This is a genomic window from Kitasatospora sp. NPDC091335 (assembly GCF_044757205.1).
Classification (GTDB): domain Bacteria; phylum Actinomycetota; class Actinomycetes; order Streptomycetales; family Streptomycetaceae; genus Kitasatospora.
Map to the genome: position 1 here is coordinate 152,258 of NZ_JBIVUM010000004.1, position 15,559 is coordinate 167,816.

Consider the following 15,559-nt stretch of genomic DNA (forward strand, 5'->3'; position numbering starts at 1 on the left):
CGGGCTCGGCAGGGCCATACATGGAGGCACGATGGGGCGCTTTGTCGCAAGGCGACTGCTCCAGATGATCCCGGTGTTCCTCGGAACGACCGCACTCATCTTTTTCATGGTGCACTTGCTGCCTGGAGACCCGGTGGCAGCACTGTGGGGCGACAAGGCACCGGACCCGGTGCAGCTCGCCGCTCTGAAGCACCAGCAGGGCTTCGACAAGCCGCTGATCCAGCAGTACTTCGACTACATGGGGAAGCTGCTCACCGGTGACTTCGGCACCGGTCTGGACCAGCGCCCGGTCATCGACAAGATCACCGAGGCGCTGCCGGTCACGGTCCGGCTGGCGCTGTTCGCGTTCGCCATCGAGATCGTCCTGGGCATCGGCATCGGCCTGTACTCCGGTCTGCGCCGCGGCAAGATGTTCGACAAGGGCACGCTGGTCCTCACCCTGCTGCTGATCTCGATCCCGGTCCCGGTGCTCGGCTTCATCTTCCAGACGGTCTTCGGGCAGAACCTGAAGTGGGTCACCCCGACCGTCCAGGACAGCAACGACATCACCCAGCTGGTGCTGCCGGCCTTCGTGCTCGGCTCGCTCTCGCTGGCCTACGTCGCGCGCCTCACCCGTACTTCCATAGCCGAGAACATCAAGGCCGACTACGTCCGCACCGCGGTGGCCAAGGGTCTGCCGCGGCGCAAGGTGATCGGCACCCACCTGCTCCGCAACTCGATGATCCCGGTGGTCACCTTCCTCGGTACCGACCTCGGCGCCCTGATGGGCGGTGCGATCGTCACCGAAGGCATCTTCAACGTCCAGGGCGTGGGCCACGCGCTCTACCAAGCGATCAACATGAAGGAGGGCGCGACGGTCTCCGGCTTCGTGGCCTTCCTGGTGATCGTCTACCTGGCCGCCGGCCTGATCGTCGACCTGCTTTACGCGGTCCTGGACCCGAGGATCCGGTATGCCTGACCTGACCGAGAAGAAGACCGCCGGGGACGTCCCGGCCCAGCGCGCCGCGGACGCCCCGGCGCCGAAGCAGGAGAAGGCCCGCAGCCTCGGCTCGGACGCCTGGCACGACCTGCGACGCAGGCCGATCTTCGTGATCTCCGCGCTGCTGATCCTGCTGCTGATCGTCATCGCCATCGCCCCCGGCCTGTTCACCTCGGTGGACCCGCGGGCCGGCGACCTGCGCAACCACTACCTGACGAAGCCGAACTACAGCCACTTCTTCCAGGCGGACTGGTTCGGCTACGACCTCCAGGGCCGCAGCATCTACGCCCGCGTCGTCTACGGCGCCCGCGCCTCGGTCGTGGTCGGCATCTGCGTGACCCTGGGTGTCACCATCCTCGGCGGCCTCGCCGGCATGGTGGCCGGTTACTTCGGGGGCTGGGTCGACACGATCATCTCCCGCGTCACCGACATCTTCTTCGGCATCCCGCTGCTGCTCGGCTCGCTGGTGGTCCTCAACGCGTTCACCACGCGCACCGTCTGGAGCGTGGTCTTCGCGCTGGTCGCCCTGGGCTGGACCCAGATGACCCGTGTCATGCGCGGCTCGGTGATCACGGTCAAGCAGGCCGACTTCGTGACGGCGGCCAAGGCGCTCGGCGCCGGCACCGGCCGGATCATGTTCAAGCACATCCTGCCGAACGCGATCGCCCCGGTGATCGTCGTCGCCACCATCGCGCTCGGCGGCTACATCGCCACCGAGGCGACGCTGAGCTTCCTCGGCATCGGTCTCCAGGACCCGACCATCTCCTGGGGCATCGACATCAACTCGGCCCAGAAGGTGATCCGTACGGCGCCGTTCGCCCTGTTCTTCCCCGCCGGAATGCTGAGCCTTACCGTGCTGGCGTTCATCATGCTCGGCGACGCGGTGCGCGACGCCCTCGACCCGAAGCTCCGCTGAGAGAAGAGGTGACGACCCGATGACCACCGTGATCGAGAACGACCAGAAGAACGACCGTCTCGAAGTTGGCACTCCTCTCCTGGAGGTGAAGGACCTCCACGTGGAGTTCCACACCCGGGACGGCGTGGCCAAGGCCGTGAACGGCGTGAACTACTCCGTCGCGGCCGGCGAGACCCTCGCCGTGCTCGGCGAGTCCGGCTCCGGCAAGTCCGTGACGGCGCAGACCATCATGGGCATCCTGGACATGCCCCCGGGCAAGGTGACCCAGGGCGAGATCCTGTTCCGCGGCCAGGACATGCTCAAGATGAGCAACGAGGAGCGGCGGCGGGTCCGCGGCCGGAAGATCGCGATGATCTTCCAGGACGCGCTCTCCGCGCTGAACCCGGTGCTCAGCGTCGGCTACCAGCTCGGCGAGATGTTCCGGGTGCACCAGGGCGCCTCCCGCAAGGAGGCGAAGGAGAAGGCCATCGAGCTGATGGACCGGGTGCGCATCCCCGCCGCCCGGGAGCGGGTGAACGACTACCCGCACCAGTTCTCCGGCGGCATGCGCCAGCGCATCATGATCGCGATGGCGCTGTCCCTGGAGCCCGACCTGATCATCGCGGACGAGCCCACCACCGCCCTGGACGTCACCGTCCAGGCCCAGGTGATGGACCTGCTGGCCGAGCTCCAGGCCGAGTACAACATGGGCCTGATCCTGATCACCCACGACCTCGGCGTGGTCGCCGACGTCGCGGACAAGATCGCCGTGATGTACGCGGGCCGGATCGTCGAGACCGCCCCGGTGCACGACCTGTACGCGAACCCCGCGCACCCGTACACCAAGGGCCTGCTCCGCTCCATCCCGCGCCTGGACCAGAAGGGCCAGGAGCTCTACGCGATCAAGGGCCTGCCCCCGAACCTGCTCAAGGTTCCCACCGGGTGCGCGTTCAACCCCCGCTGCGACGTCGCCACCGACCTGTGCCGCACGGAGATCCCGGCGCTGCACCACGTGACGGACAAGGACGGCAAGGAGCTCACCGGCCGCCGCAGCGCGTGCCACCTCTGGAAGGAGACCCTCCATGGCTGAGAACATCCTGGAGGTCAAGGACCTGGTCAAGCACTACCCGCTGACCCAGGGCATCCTGTTGAAGAAGCAGGTCGGCGCCGTCAAGGCGGTCGACGGCATCTCCTTCGAGCTCAAGAAGGGCGAGACGCTCGGGATCGTCGGCGAGTCCGGCTGTGGCAAGTCCACGCTGGCCAAGGTGCTGATGAACCTGGAGCGGGCCACCTCCGGCCAGGTGCTCTTCAAGGGCGAGGACATCTCCACGCTCCAGGGGGCGGCCCTGAAGGCCGTCCGGCGGAACATCCAGATGGTGTTCCAGGACCCGTACACCTCGCTCAACCCGCGCATGACGGTCGGCGACATCATCGGCGAGCCGTTCGAGATCCACCCCGAGGTGGCGCCCAAGGGCGACCGCCGCAAGGCCGTCCAGGACCTGCTGGACGTCGTGGGTCTGAACCCGGAGTACATCAACCGGTACCCGCACCAGTTCTCCGGCGGACAGCGCCAGCGCATCGGCATCGCCCGCGGTCTCGCGCTCAAGCCCGAGATCATCATCTGCGACGAGCCGGTGTCCGCGCTGGACGTGTCCGTCCAGGCGCAGGTGATCAACCTGCTGGAGCAGCTCCAGGGCGAGTTCGGCCTCTCCTACATGTTCATCGCGCACGACCTCTCCATCGTCCGGCACATCTCCGACCGCGTCGGCGTGATGTACCTGGGCAAGATGGTCGAGATCGGCTCGGACGAGGAGATCTACGAGAACGCCACCCACCCGTACACCCAGGCGCTGCTCTCCGCGGTGCCGGTGCCGGACCCGGCGGCGCGCGAGTCCCGCGAGCGGATCATCCTCAGCGGGGACATCCCCTCGCCGGCCAACCCGCCGTCCGGCTGCCGCTTCCGCACCCGCTGCTGGAAGGCGGAGGAGCGGTGCGCCGAGGAGGTCCCGCTGCTCGCGGTCCCCTCGCTGCTGGAGGGCCCGGCCGCGCACGAGTCGGCCTGCCACTTCCCCGAGGTCAGGGAGCAGGCCGCGGCCTGATCCCCCCGTACACCCAGGAAGGGCCCGTGGCGTTCGCGCCGCGGGCCCTTCCCGCGTCCGCGGGTCCGGCGCCGCGTCAACTCCGTGACGGGGGCACGGCACCCGTCCGGGTGCACCTGACGCGCGCCGTCGCCGGGCCGCGCTTCTCATGGGGTGTGATGCGACACACACCCCCCTGAGGAGGAACCTCCATGCCCGTAGCCGCCCGTGCTCGTTGGGTCCTCGCCGCTGCGACGTCCGTGGCCCTGGTGGCCACCGGGTGCAGCAACAACGACAGCGGAGGAGGCAGCGGCTCGTCGGACGCCGGCAAGACCTTCAGCTACCAGAGCAACGAGCCGCAGAACCCGCTGCAACCGGCCAACGCGAACGAGGTCGGCGGTGGTCGCATCCTCCAGAACCTCTTCAAGGGGCTGGTCGACTACGACCCGAGCAACGCCAAGATCCGGATGCAGGTCGCCGACAAGATCGACACCAGCGACTCGCAGACCTTCGAGGTCACGCTGAAGGACGGCTGGAAGTTCCACGACGGCACCCCGGTGAACGCCAAGAGCTTCGTCGACGCCTGGAACTGGGGCGCCAACCCCGCCAACAACCAGATCAACAGCTCCTGGTTCTCCGACATCGAGGGCTACCAGGACATCCACCCGGCCACCGGCTCGCCGACCACGGACAAGATGTCCGGGCTGACCGTCACCGACGACCTGCACTTCACCGTCAAGCTGGACCACAAGGTCTCGTACTTCGAGTACAAGCTCGGCTACATCGCCTTCTCGCCGCTGCCCGAGGGCTTCTTCAAGGACCCGGCCGGCTACGGCCAGAAGCCGGTGGGCAACGGCCCGTACCAGTTCGTCAGCTGGTCGCACAACAGCCAGGTGGCCACCAAGGCCTTCCCGGACTACCAGGGCGTGGACAAGCCGAAGAACGGCGGCATCGTCTTCAAGATGTACACCACGTCCGAGGCCGCCTACGCCGACCTCCAGTCCAACAACCTGGACGTGATGGACCAGGTGCCGCCGTCCGCGCTGGCCACCTACAAGAACGACCTCGGCGACCGCGCGGTGGACGAGCCGCAGGGTGCCATCCAGAACATCGGCTTCACCCTCTACCAGGCCGACTGGTCCTCGCCGGACAAGGCCAAGGTGCGCCAGGGCCTGTCGATGGCGATCGACCGCGACACCATCACCAAGACCGTGCTCCAGGGCTCCCGCAAGCCCGCCACCGCCTGGGTGGCGGAGGGCGTCCAGGGCTACAAGGACGGCACCTGCGGCGAGTTCTGCACGTTCGACCCGGCCAAGGCCAAGCAGCTGATCCAGGAGGGCGGCGGCGCTCCCGGCAACAAGCTGCTGATCACCTACAACGCGGACGGCGGCCACAAGGAGTGGGTCGACGCGGTCTGCAACTCGATCAGGCAGAACACCGGCGTCGACTGCCTGGGTGACCCGAAGCCCGACTTCAAGACCGCGCGGGCGGCGATCACCGGGCACACGCTCAACGGCGCCTTCCGCACCGGCTGGGTGCAGGACTATCCGCTGAACGCCAACTTCCTGGCCGACGTGTACCGCACCGGCGCCGCGTCCAACGACTTCGGCTACAGCAGCCCGCAGTTCGACGAGGCCGCCACCAAGGCCGACGAGGCGGCCAGCGTCGCCGACACGGTCACCGGCTACCAGCAGGCCGAGGCGGTGCTGCCGAGCGGGATGCCCGCCATCCCGCTCTGGTACTACCGCACCAACTCGGGCTACTCCTCCAAGGTGCAGAACGTGAAGTTCGACTCCTTCGGGAACCCGGCCTGGACCCAGGTCGAGGTCAAGGGCTGAGCCCCTGGCCCGGCCCCCGAACCGGCGCGCCGGCCCCGCCCTCCCCGCACGGAGGGCGGGGCGCGGTCTCTCGGACGACCGCACCGGTCGGCCGGGCAATCCAGGACACCTAGGAAGGAGGCTCGGATGGGCAGTTACGTGCTGCGACGGGTGCTACAGATGATCCCGGTGTTCTTCGGCACCACGCTGCTGATCTTCCTGATGGTCTACACGCTGCCGGGGGACCCGGTGTCGGCACTGTTCGGCGAGAAGGCCGCCGACCCGGCCGTGGTGGCCAGCATCAAGCACACGTACTACCTGGACCAGCCGCTCTGGAAGCAGTACCTGCACTACATGGGGAACCTCTTCCAGGGGGACTTCGGCACCAGCTTCACCGGCCGGCCGGTCTCCGACATCATGGCGGACGCCTTCCCGGTCACCATCCGGCTGGCCCTGCTGGCCTTCGTCTTCGAGCTGGTCGCCGGCCTCGCCCTCGGCCTGGTCTCCGGCCTGCGGCGCGGCAGCGTCGCGGACACCGCGGTGCTCATCATGACCCTGGTGGTGATCTCGATCCCGGTCTTCGTGCTCGCCTACATCGCGCAGACGGTGTTCGCCACCAACCTGGGCTGGGTCACCCCGACGGTGCAGGACAGCTACGACCTCACCCAGCTGGTGCTGCCGGCGGTCGTCCTGGGCTCGCTCTCGCTCGCGTACGTCGCCCGGCTCACCCGGACGTCGATCGGCGAGAACCTGCGCGCCGACTACATGCGCACCGCGGTCGCCAAGGGCCTGCCCCGGCGGACCGTCATCTCCCGCCACCTGCTGCGCAACTCGCTGATCCCGGTGGTGACCTTCCTCGGCACCGACCTCGGCGCGCTGATGGGCGGGGCGATCGTCACCGAGGGCATCTTCAACGTGCAGGGCATCGGCAACGTCCTGTACCGGGCGATCAACCAGAAGGAGGGCCCCACCGTGGTCGGCATCGTGACCGTCCTGGTGATCGTCTACCTGGTCGCCAGCCTGCTCGTCGACCTGCTCTACGCGGTCCTGGACCCGAGGATCCGCTATGCCTGACATCCACGACGAGGACTCGTACGAGCCGCATCCCAAGCCGGGCGTCTCACGCCTCGACTACGCGGGAGAGCAGGGCATGGCGGTCGAGCAGGAGACTCTGGTCGAGCGCGACGCGGAGAAGCGCGAGGAGGCCCGCAGTCTGTGGGGCGACGCCTGGCGGGACCTGCGCCAGCGGCCGATCTTCCTGATCTCGGCGGTGCTGATCCTGCTGCTGGTGGTGATGGCGGTCTTCCCCTGGGCGTTCACCGACGCGGACCCGCGCAAGGCCGACCTGGTGAACGACTACCTCAGGCGGCCGGACTGGGGCGACGTCTTCGGGACCGGCTGGTTCGGCTACGACGCCCAGGGCCGGTCCATCTTCGCCCGGGTGGTGTACGGGGCCCGGGCCTCGATCACCGTCGGCATCTTCGTGACCGCCGCCGTCACCGTGGTCGGCGGGCTGACCGGGATGGTCGCCGGCTACTTCGGCGGCTGGATCGACGCGGTGATCTCCCGGATCACCGACATCTTCTTCGGCATCCCGCTGCTGCTCGGCGCGCTGGTGCTGCTGAACGCGTTCGCCACCCGCACGGTGTGGAGCGTGGTCATCGCGCTGGGCGTGCTCGGCTGGACCCAGATCGCCCGCGTGATGCGCGGGGCGGTGCTGACCGTGAAGCAGTCCGACTACGTGGTGGCCGGCCGGGCGCTCGGCGCCGGGACCGGGAGGCTGATGTTCCGGCACATCCTGCCGAACGCGATCGCCCCGGTGATCGTGGTGGCGACGATCGCGCTCGGCGGCTACATCGCCACCGAGGCGACACTGAGCTTCCTCGGCATCGGTCTCCAGGACCCGACCATCTCCTGGGGCATCGACATCTCCTCCGCCCAGAAGGTGATCAGGACCGCGCCGTACGTGCTGTTCTTCCCGGCCGTGGCGCTCTCGATCACCGTGCTGGCCTTCATCATGCTGGGCGACGCGGTGCGCGACGCCCTCGATCCGAAGCTTCGCTGAGCGAGGGGAGCGCATCGTGAGTACAGCGGTGGACACCACCGGGAGCCGGCGGGAGGCGCCGTACCAGGGCCCGCTGCTCGACGTCCGGGACCTGCACGTCGAGTTCGTCACCAGGGACGGCGTCGCCAGGGCCGTGAACGGCGTCAACTACAGCGTCAGTGCCGGGGAGACGCTGGCGGTGCTGGGCGAGTCCGGCTCCGGCAAGTCGGTGACGGCGCAGGCGATCATGGGCATCCTGGACATGCCGCCGGCCCGGATCCCGCGGGGCGAGATCCGCTTCCGGGGCCAGGACATGCTCACGATGGGCAAGGACGAGCGGCGGCGGATCCGCGGCCAGAAGATCGCGATGATCTTCCAGGACGCGCTGTCGGCGCTGAACCCGGTGCTCAGCGTGGGCTACCAGCTCGGGGAGATGTTCCGGGCGCACCGTGGGGTCTCCCGCAAGGAGGCGAAGGAGAAGGCCGTCGAGCTGATGGAGCGGGTGCGCATCCCGGCGGCCCGGGAGCGGGTGAACGACTATCCGCACCAGTTCTCCGGGGGCATGCGCCAGCGGATCATGATCGCGATGGCGCTGGCCCTGGAGCCGGACCTGATCATCGCGGACGAGCCCACCACGGCCCTGGACGTGACGGTGCAGGCCCAGGTGATGGACCTGCTGGCCGAGTTGCAGGCCGAGTACAACATGGGGCTGATCCTGATCACCCACGACCTGGGCGTGGTGGCGGACGTCGCGGACAAGATCGCGGTGATGTACGCGGGCCGGATCGTCGAGACCGCGCCGGTGCGTGAGCTGTACGCCCGGCCCGCGCACCCGTACACCAGGGGCCTGCTGGACTCGATCCCCCGGCTGGACCAGAAGGGCCAGGAGCTCTACGCGATCAAGGGCCTGCCGCCCAACCTGCTGCGCATCCCCAGGGGTTGCGCCTTCAACCCGCGCTGCCCACGGGCCCAGGACGTCTGCCGGACCGAGGTGCCGGAGCTGTTCCCGGTCACCGAGGAGGACGGGACGCCACTGGAGGGGCGCGGCAGCGCCTGCTTCTTCTGGAAGGAGACCCTCCATGACCGTTGACGGGGCCAGCGCACTGGGCGCGGCGCTGCCGGAGGAGGTCGCCTTCGAACAGCCGGTGCGGCGCGGCGAACCGATCCTCGAAGTCCGGGACCTGGTCAAGCACTTCCCGCTGACCAAGGGCGTCCTCCTCAAACGGCAGGTCGGCGCGGTCAAGGCGGTCGACGGCGTCAGCTTCGACCTGATGCAGGGCGAGACGCTCGGCGTCGTCGGCGAGTCCGGCTGCGGGAAGTCCACGCTGGCCAAGGTGCTGATGAACCTGGAGCCGGCCACCGAAGGGTCCGTCCGCTACAAGGGGGAGGAGATCTCCAGGCTCTCCGGGGCGGCCCTGAAGGCCGTCCGGCGGAACATCCAGATGGTGTTCCAGGACCCGTACACCTCGCTCAACCCGCGCATGACGGTCGGCGACATCATCGGCGAGCCGTTCGAGATCCACCCCGAGGTGGCGCCCAAGGGCGACCGCCGCAAGGCCGTCCAGGACCTGCTGGACGTGGTCGGGCTCAACCCCGAGTACATCAACCGCTATCCGCACCAGTTCTCCGGCGGACAGCGCCAGCGCATCGGGATCGCCCGGGGGTTGGCGCTCAAGCCCGAGATCATCATCTGCGACGAACCGGTGTCCGCGCTGGACGTGTCCGTCCAGGCGCAGGTGATCAACCTGCTGGAGCAGCTCCAGGGCGAGTTCAACCTGTCGTACATGTTCATCGCGCACGACCTCTCGATCGTCCGGCACATCTCGGACCGGGTCGGGGTGATGTACCTGGGCAAGATGGTCGAGATCGGCAGCGACGCGGAGATCTACGACCACGCGACCCACCCGTACACCCAGGCGCTGCTCTCCGCGGTGCCGGTGCCGGATCCGACGGCGCGGGAGACCCGGGACCGGATCGTGCTCACCGGCGACGTGCCCTCGCCGGCCAACCCGCCGTCCGGCTGCCGCTTCCGCACCCGCTGCTGGAAGGCGCAGCAGCGCTGCGAGGTCGAGGTGCCGCTGCTGGCTCCGCCGTCCTGGCTGGGCGGGGCGGCGCGGCACGACTCGGCGTGTCACTTCGCGGCGGAGCGCGAGATCGGGCAGAGCGCGGCGGAGCGCGACGGCGGGCAGGACGCCCCGGAGCGCGACGGCGGGCAGGACGCCCCGGAGCGGGACGGCGGGCAGGGCTCCGACTGAGCGGTCCACTACCAGGGCGCGTCCTCGCAGGTGAGGGCGCGCCCTGTTCCGTGACGGAAAAGAGATCTGCCGCAGGCTCGCCAAGTGCGGTCCGTTCCTTGATAGTTGCTCTGCGCCCATCGGTGGACGCCGCTGCGCTGAGGAGGGCTGCCCACATGGACGCGGTGGAGGTGATCGGCGGCGGTCGGGAGAGCCTGGAGCCCGGGACGCCGCTGCTGGAGGTCGACGACCTGCACGTGGAGTTCCACACCCGGGACGGCGTCGCCAGGGCCGTCAACGGGGTGAGCTACTCGGTCGCGGCCGGGGAGACCCTGGCGGTACTGGGGGAGTCGGGCTCCGGCAAGTCGGTGACGGCGCAGGCGGTGATGGGCATCCTGGACATCCCGCCGGGTCGGATCACCTCGGGACGGATCCTGTACCGCGGCGAGGACCTGCTGACCATGAGCACCAACGCCAGGCGCTCGGTGCGGGGCCGGCACATCGCGATGATCTTCCAGGACGCGCTGTCGGCGCTGAACCCGGTGCTCAGCGTGGGCTACCAGCTCGGGGAGATGTTCCGGGCGCACCGCGGGGCCTCGCGCAAGGAGGCGAAGGAGAAGGCCGTCGAGCTGATGGAGCGGGTGCGCATCCCGGCGGCCCGGGAGCGGGTGAACGACTTCCCGCACCAGTTCTCCGGGGGCATGCGCCAGCGGATCATGATCGCGATGGCGCTGGCCCTGGAGCCGGACCTGATCATCGCGGACGAGCCCACCACCGCTCTGGACGTCACCGTCCAGGCCCAGGTGATGGACCTGCTGGCCGAGTTGCAGGCCGAGTTCAACATGGGGCTGATCCTGATCACCCACGACCTCGGTGTGGTGGCGGACGTCGCGGACAAGATCGCGGTGATGTACGCGGGCCGGATCGTCGAGACCGCCCCGGTGCGTGAGCTGTACGCCCGGCCCGCGCACCCGTACACCAGGGGCCTGCTGGACTCGATCCCCCGGCTGGACCAGAAGGGCCGGAACCTGCACGCCATCAAGGGCATGCCGCCGAGCCTGCTGCGGATCCCGGAGGGCTGCGCCTTCAACCCCCGCTGCGACCGGGCGCAGGACCGCTGCCGGGCCGAACTCCCGCCGCTGGTGCCGGTGACGAGCGAGTACGGAGCGGAGCTGGCGGGCCGCCGCAGCGCCTGCCACTACTGGCGCGAGACACTGCACGGCTGAGGCCCGCCACCGGCCGGCGGGGTGCCCTATTTCACGAAGCCGACGTTCTCCCAGACGATGTCGGACAGGCCCTGGGCGCCGATGTTGGCGAGGTCGGCGCGGGCCCCGTACAGCTGCGGGCGCTGGTAGAGCGGCAGGACGCCGGCCACCTTCCACAGCTCGCCGTCGGCCTGGTTGATCGCCTCGGAGACGGCGGCCGCCTCGGTCGCGGAGGCGGCCCGGTCGAGCGCGGCGTCCACCGCGGGGCTGCCCGTGCCGGTCTGGTTGGTGCCGCCGCTCTGGACGAAGTTGGCGCGGTTGCCGCTGGCCGGGAAGGGGGTGCCGAGCAGCGAGTAGGCGGCGATGTCGAAGTCGTGGCGGTTCACGTACTTGTCGAAGAACTCGTTGGCGGGGGCGGTCACGGTGGTGACCTTGATGCCGACGTCCTTGAGCATCCTGGTGGTGTCGGCGGCCTCGGTCTGGGCCGGGGTGACGCCGGCCGGGATGACCATCCGCAGGTTCAGCTCGCGGCCGTCCTTCTTCCGTACGTCGCCGTCCAGCTTCCAGCCGGCCGAGTCCAGCTTGCGGGCCGCCTCGGCCGGGTCGTAGCGGGCCAGGCCCAGGGAGTTGTCGCGGTAGCCGTTCTGGTTGGTGACCAGCAGGTGGTTGTTGAGCGGGACGGCGGGCCAGTCCAGGCCGCTGAGGTCGGCGCGGATCACCACGTCCCGGTTGATCGCCTGGAAGACGGCCTGGCGCACGGTCGCGTCGCCGAGCGCGGGGGTGCGGGCGTTCAGGGTGAACTGGCGGAAGTCCGGGCCGCCGGCCCGGCGCACCACGGCGCCCCTGGTGTTCTTGATGACCTGGTAACCGGCCACGTCGGGGCCGTTGTTGACGAGGTCGAGCCGGCCCTCGGCGAAGGCGGCGGGCATCGCGTCGGGCAGCATCGCGTGGAAGACGATCCGGTCCAGCACCGGCTTGTCGCCCCACCAGGAGGGGTCGGCGACCAGGGTGACGCTCTGGCCGGCCCGGTCCAGCTGCTCGACCTTGAAGGGGCCCGCGGTGACCGGGATGGTGTCCAGGTAGGCGGTGTTGAACAGGTCGGGGGTGGAGATCCGGGAGGCCGGCAGCAGCGGGGCGTTGCCGGCGCTGTTGAACATCGACTGCCACTCGGAGAACGGGCGGTCGAAGGTCATCACGGCCTGGAAGTCGTCCTTGCCGCGCTCGACCCCGGAGACCAGCTCGAAGCCGGTGCTGCTGGAGGACCGGTAGGCCGGGTCCTTCCCGTTCAGGGCGCGCCAGTTGGCCTCGATGTCGCGCCAGGTGATCGGGGTGCCGTCGGACCAGTGGGCCTTCGGGTTGAGGGTCCAGGTGACCACCTGCCGGCCGTCCCTGACCTCGGCGTGCGCCTCCTGGAGGTAGGCCGGGTTGGGGGTCTGGGTGCCGGCCGCGTCCGAGCGGAAGAAGGTCGGCAGCAGCGGCTTGCTGACCGCGATGGTCGAGGACTCGCCGCCGTCGGTGTGGATCGGCGACCACTGCCGGGAGAACTGGGCGATCGCCAGGTTCAGGGTGCCGCCCTGGCGCAGCTCGGCCCGGTCGTGGGGGTTGATGTCGATCGAGGTGAGCTTGGGCGACGCGGGGGCGGACGCCAGGGCGCCGGAGCCCTGCCCCGAGGTGCAGGAGCAGAGCGCGAGGGAGAGGGTGAGGGCGGTGAGACCGGCGAGCAGGGCCGTCCCGTGGTGCTGGAGGCGGCGGCGCATCGGCGTGTTCCCCGGGGTGGATGTGACGGATGGTGTGGCGTCACATCTTGCTGACCGGGAGGGGCGTTGTCGAGGGGGGTGCCGGGGGCACTGCCGAGGGGCGGGCCCGGGATGCGGGCCCGCCCCCCGTCGGCGCGGGTTCGTCGGACGCGAGGGCGTCGGACGCGAACGGGTCAGATCGCGAACTTGAAGGTGCGGTCCTTGTCGCTGGTCTTGTCGAGCACCGAGGTGATGCCGTCGGCGACGTCCTGCGGGGCGATCGCGGCGACCTGGCCGTTCTTCTTGACCTTCACCTTGTCGAACACGTTGCCCAGCTGGCCGGAGAGCGCGTCGAGGTCCCACTTGGGCGCGATCTTGCCGGAGGCGTCCGGAACGAGGGTGAGCACCTTGGCGGCGGTCTTCGGGCCGAAGTCCCAGGACTTGGTGCCGGCCACGACGTGCACCTTGCCGACGGCCACCTGCTTGCCGAGAGTGTCGGCGGCGCCCTGGAGGGCCTGGGTGGAGATCTTCGGCTGGGCGGCCGTGACGGCGAGGGCGATCGGCTGCTCGGGCTTGCCGTCGGCGCGGTCGCGGTAGGCCTGCGCGATCACGTCCAGGGCGCTCGCCGAGTCCACCGCCTGGCCGGCCCGGCCGGGGACGACGATCGGCTCGCCGTTCTCGCCGAACTTGACGTAGCCCTCCTGGAGGCCCTGGCCGGAGCCGGCCGCGAGCGTGTCGAGGGCGGCCTTCAGCTTGGCCTTGTCGACCTTGACCTCGGGGGCGACGGTCTTGGTGCCGCCCTTGAGCGACTTGAAGACGTCCAGCGGGTTGTAGCTGTGCCGGGCCAGGCCGTCCACGGTGGCGGTGGTGTCGAAGCTCAGGCCGGCGACCGTCGGGTCCAGGTCCACGGACTGGTCGCCGATCTTCAGCTTGAGCGGCTGCTGGCCGGCCTTGCCGACCGACTCGTCCAGCTGGTGGATCGCCTGGTCGCGGCTGCTGCCGCCGATCTCGGCGCCGAGCACCACGGTGCCCTTGGGGACGTCCGACTGGTTGAGCATCAGGCCGGTGCCGTACGCGGCGGCACCGAGGAACAGCGCCGCGCAGACGCCGTAGACGCCCAGCTTGACCAGCTTCTTGCCGGCGCCGCCCTTCTTGGCCTTGGCGGGAGCGGCGGGCTCGGCCTTCGCCTTCGCGGGGGCAGGAGCGGGGGAGGCGGCGGCCTCGGCGTCCGCGGACCCCTCGGGCCGGGGGCCGGCGGCCGGGGTCGGCAGCGGGGTGAACTCGGTGGCCTCCGGGTCGCGGCCGGTCTGCCGCGGACCACCGGGCTGCGGGGCGGCGCCCGGCGCGCCGGGGAAGAGGGCGCCGGGGCCCGCCGGGGCGGCGAGGCCGTCCTGGCCGGCGGCGGCCTGGCGCTGGGCGGCGAACGGGTCGGTGCCGGTCGGGGCCGAGGCGAACAGGCCCGGCTGCGGACGGCCGTCGGCGCCGTGCGGGGCGCCGTTCTGCGGCAGGCCGGATATCCCGGCGGGCGGCGGGGTGTTGTCGCGGATCGGCGCGAAGCCGTCGACCGAGGTGTCCTCGGGGCCCGGCCCGGCCTGCGGTGCGGGCGCCGGGTGGCCGTTCGGCTGGAAGCCGTTCTGCCGGGGACGGCCGCCGTGTGCCCCGGCGTCCGGGGCGGCGGTGCCGAACGGGTCGGTGACCGGCGCGAAGGGGTCGGCGGCCTCGTACACGCCGGGCTCCTCCACCGGGGCCTCGGCGTGGAACGGCGCGGCGGGTGCGGCCGGCTGCGGCTGCTTGCCCTGGGCGGGCACCGGACGGCCGTTCGGGGCACCGTTGGCGCGGGCGGTCTGACGGGCAGCCTGCGGGCGCGGCTCGGCGACGGCATCCAGCCCGGCCGCGGCCTCTGCCGTCGCGGGGGCGGCTGCCGACACGGCGACCGGGGCGGGCTCGGCCGCCGGGGCCTTCTTCTGGCGGGGCCGGAACCACGCGCCGGTGGACTCCGACTCGGAGGTCGCCGGCGGGATCGGCGGGATCTGCCACTCCGGCGGCAGGTTCGGCGGGGCGGCCGGGCGGCCGCCGCCGTCCATCACGCCGAGGACGGGCGAGGCCGGCGCGGAGCGGTGCCGCGCGGCGCCCGGATCGGGTGCGGCGGCCGGGGCGTCATCGCCCGGGCCGTCCTCGTTCTTGACGGTGCTGCGGACGACGACCGGCGGGATCGGACGCGAGCCGGGGATGTTGATCCGGACCCGGGTGGTCAGGGTGGTCTCGGTCTTCGGACCGTCGTCCTCGCCGCCCGACGCGGCGCCCTGGCCGGCGCCGGCCGCGGTTCGGTCGCCGCCGGGGAGCCCCGGTGTGCCGTAGGGCGGGGTGCCCGACGGGTAGGCGTCCGGACCCGTGCGCCGGGGCGTCGGGTGGGCGTTGTCAGATTCGCGGCTGCTCAATGCTGCTCTGCTCCGGGTTCGCGGGCGGGCCGTGCGGCGCGACCGCGGTTCGTGGTCGCCGGGCCTTGACTGGGGCGGGCGGCGGTCGGGTACGGCGTTCTGCGGGACCACCATACTGGGAAGAACTGAGCGG

The 15,559-nt window shown here is 70.4% G+C and carries 12 protein-coding genes; 10 read left to right on the top strand and 2 right to left on the bottom strand.

Annotated elements, in window-relative coordinates; all coding sequences use genetic code 11:
* Positions 1–31 precede the first annotated feature (31 nt).
* The 10 genes from ACIQOW_RS12135 to ACIQOW_RS12180 all read left to right on the top strand — a co-directional run bounded on the left by ACIQOW_RS12135 (position 32) and on the right by ACIQOW_RS12180 (position 11,273).
* Positions 32–958 carry an ABC transporter permease gene (locus ACIQOW_RS12135; RefSeq protein WP_401083239.1) on the top strand — a complete coding sequence of 309 codons (927 nt, stop codon included), beginning with the start codon at positions 32–34 and terminating at the stop codon, positions 956–958.
* A complete protein-coding gene (locus tag ACIQOW_RS12140) occupies positions 951–1,895 on the top strand; it encodes an ABC transporter permease (RefSeq protein ID WP_188296645.1) in 945 nt (314 codons plus the stop codon). The genes ACIQOW_RS12135 and ACIQOW_RS12140 overlap by 8 nt, the downstream gene beginning before the upstream one ends.
* Positions 1,896–1,914: 19 nt before the next feature.
* Positions 1,915–2,964, top strand: a complete 1,050-nt coding sequence (locus tag ACIQOW_RS12145; protein WP_401083241.1) for an ABC transporter ATP-binding protein — start codon at positions 1,915–1,917, stop codon at positions 2,962–2,964.
* The gene (locus tag ACIQOW_RS12150) at positions 2,957–3,973 is read left to right on the top strand and encodes an ABC transporter ATP-binding protein (RefSeq protein ID WP_401083243.1); all 1,017 of its coding nucleotides are present in this window, start codon (positions 2,957–2,959) and stop codon (positions 3,971–3,973) included. The genes ACIQOW_RS12145 and ACIQOW_RS12150 overlap by 8 nt, the downstream gene beginning before the upstream one ends.
* A 191-nt stretch (positions 3,974–4,164) precedes the next feature.
* Positions 4,165–5,790: an ABC transporter substrate-binding protein gene (locus ACIQOW_RS12155; protein ID WP_401083245.1), complete on the top strand. Its 1,626-nt coding sequence runs from the start codon at positions 4,165–4,167 to the stop codon at positions 5,788–5,790.
* 126 nt (positions 5,791–5,916) lie between these two features.
* Positions 5,917–6,843 (top strand): ABC transporter permease, encoded by a 927-nt coding sequence (locus ACIQOW_RS12160; protein ID WP_401083247.1) that lies wholly within the window; start codon positions 5,917–5,919, stop codon positions 6,841–6,843.
* A 76-nt stretch (positions 6,844–6,919) separates the two neighbouring features.
* A complete protein-coding gene (locus tag ACIQOW_RS12165) occupies positions 6,920–7,834 on the top strand; it encodes an ABC transporter permease (RefSeq protein ID WP_401083731.1) in 915 nt (304 codons plus the stop codon).
* 16 nt (positions 7,835–7,850) lie between these two features.
* A complete protein-coding gene (locus ACIQOW_RS12170) occupies positions 7,851–8,903 on the top strand; it encodes an ABC transporter ATP-binding protein (RefSeq protein WP_401083248.1) in 1,053 nt (350 codons plus the stop codon).
* Positions 8,893–10,068 carry an ABC transporter ATP-binding protein gene (locus ACIQOW_RS12175; RefSeq protein ID WP_401083250.1) on the top strand — a complete coding sequence of 392 codons (1,176 nt, stop codon included), beginning with the start codon at positions 8,893–8,895 and terminating at the stop codon, positions 10,066–10,068. Before ACIQOW_RS12170 ends, ACIQOW_RS12175 begins: the two co-directional genes overlap by 11 nt.
* 155 nt (positions 10,069–10,223) lie before the next feature.
* On the top strand, positions 10,224–11,273 hold the full coding sequence (locus ACIQOW_RS12180) for an ABC transporter ATP-binding protein (protein ID WP_401083252.1): 1,050 nt from the start codon (positions 10,224–10,226) through the stop codon (positions 11,271–11,273).
* Between the two features lie 26 nt (positions 11,274–11,299).
* Here the strand turns inward: ACIQOW_RS12180 and ACIQOW_RS12185 are convergent, their stop codons facing one another.
* Positions 11,300–13,009, bottom strand: a complete 1,710-nt coding sequence (locus ACIQOW_RS12185) for an ABC transporter family substrate-binding protein (protein ID WP_401083254.1) — start codon at positions 13,007–13,009, stop codon at positions 11,300–11,302.
* A gap of 173 nt (positions 13,010–13,182) precedes the next feature.
* On the bottom strand, positions 13,183–15,426 hold the full coding sequence (locus tag ACIQOW_RS12190) for a peptidoglycan binding domain-containing protein (protein ID WP_401083256.1): 2,244 nt from the start codon (positions 15,424–15,426) through the stop codon (positions 13,183–13,185).
* Positions 15,427–15,559: the final 133 nt, after the last annotated feature.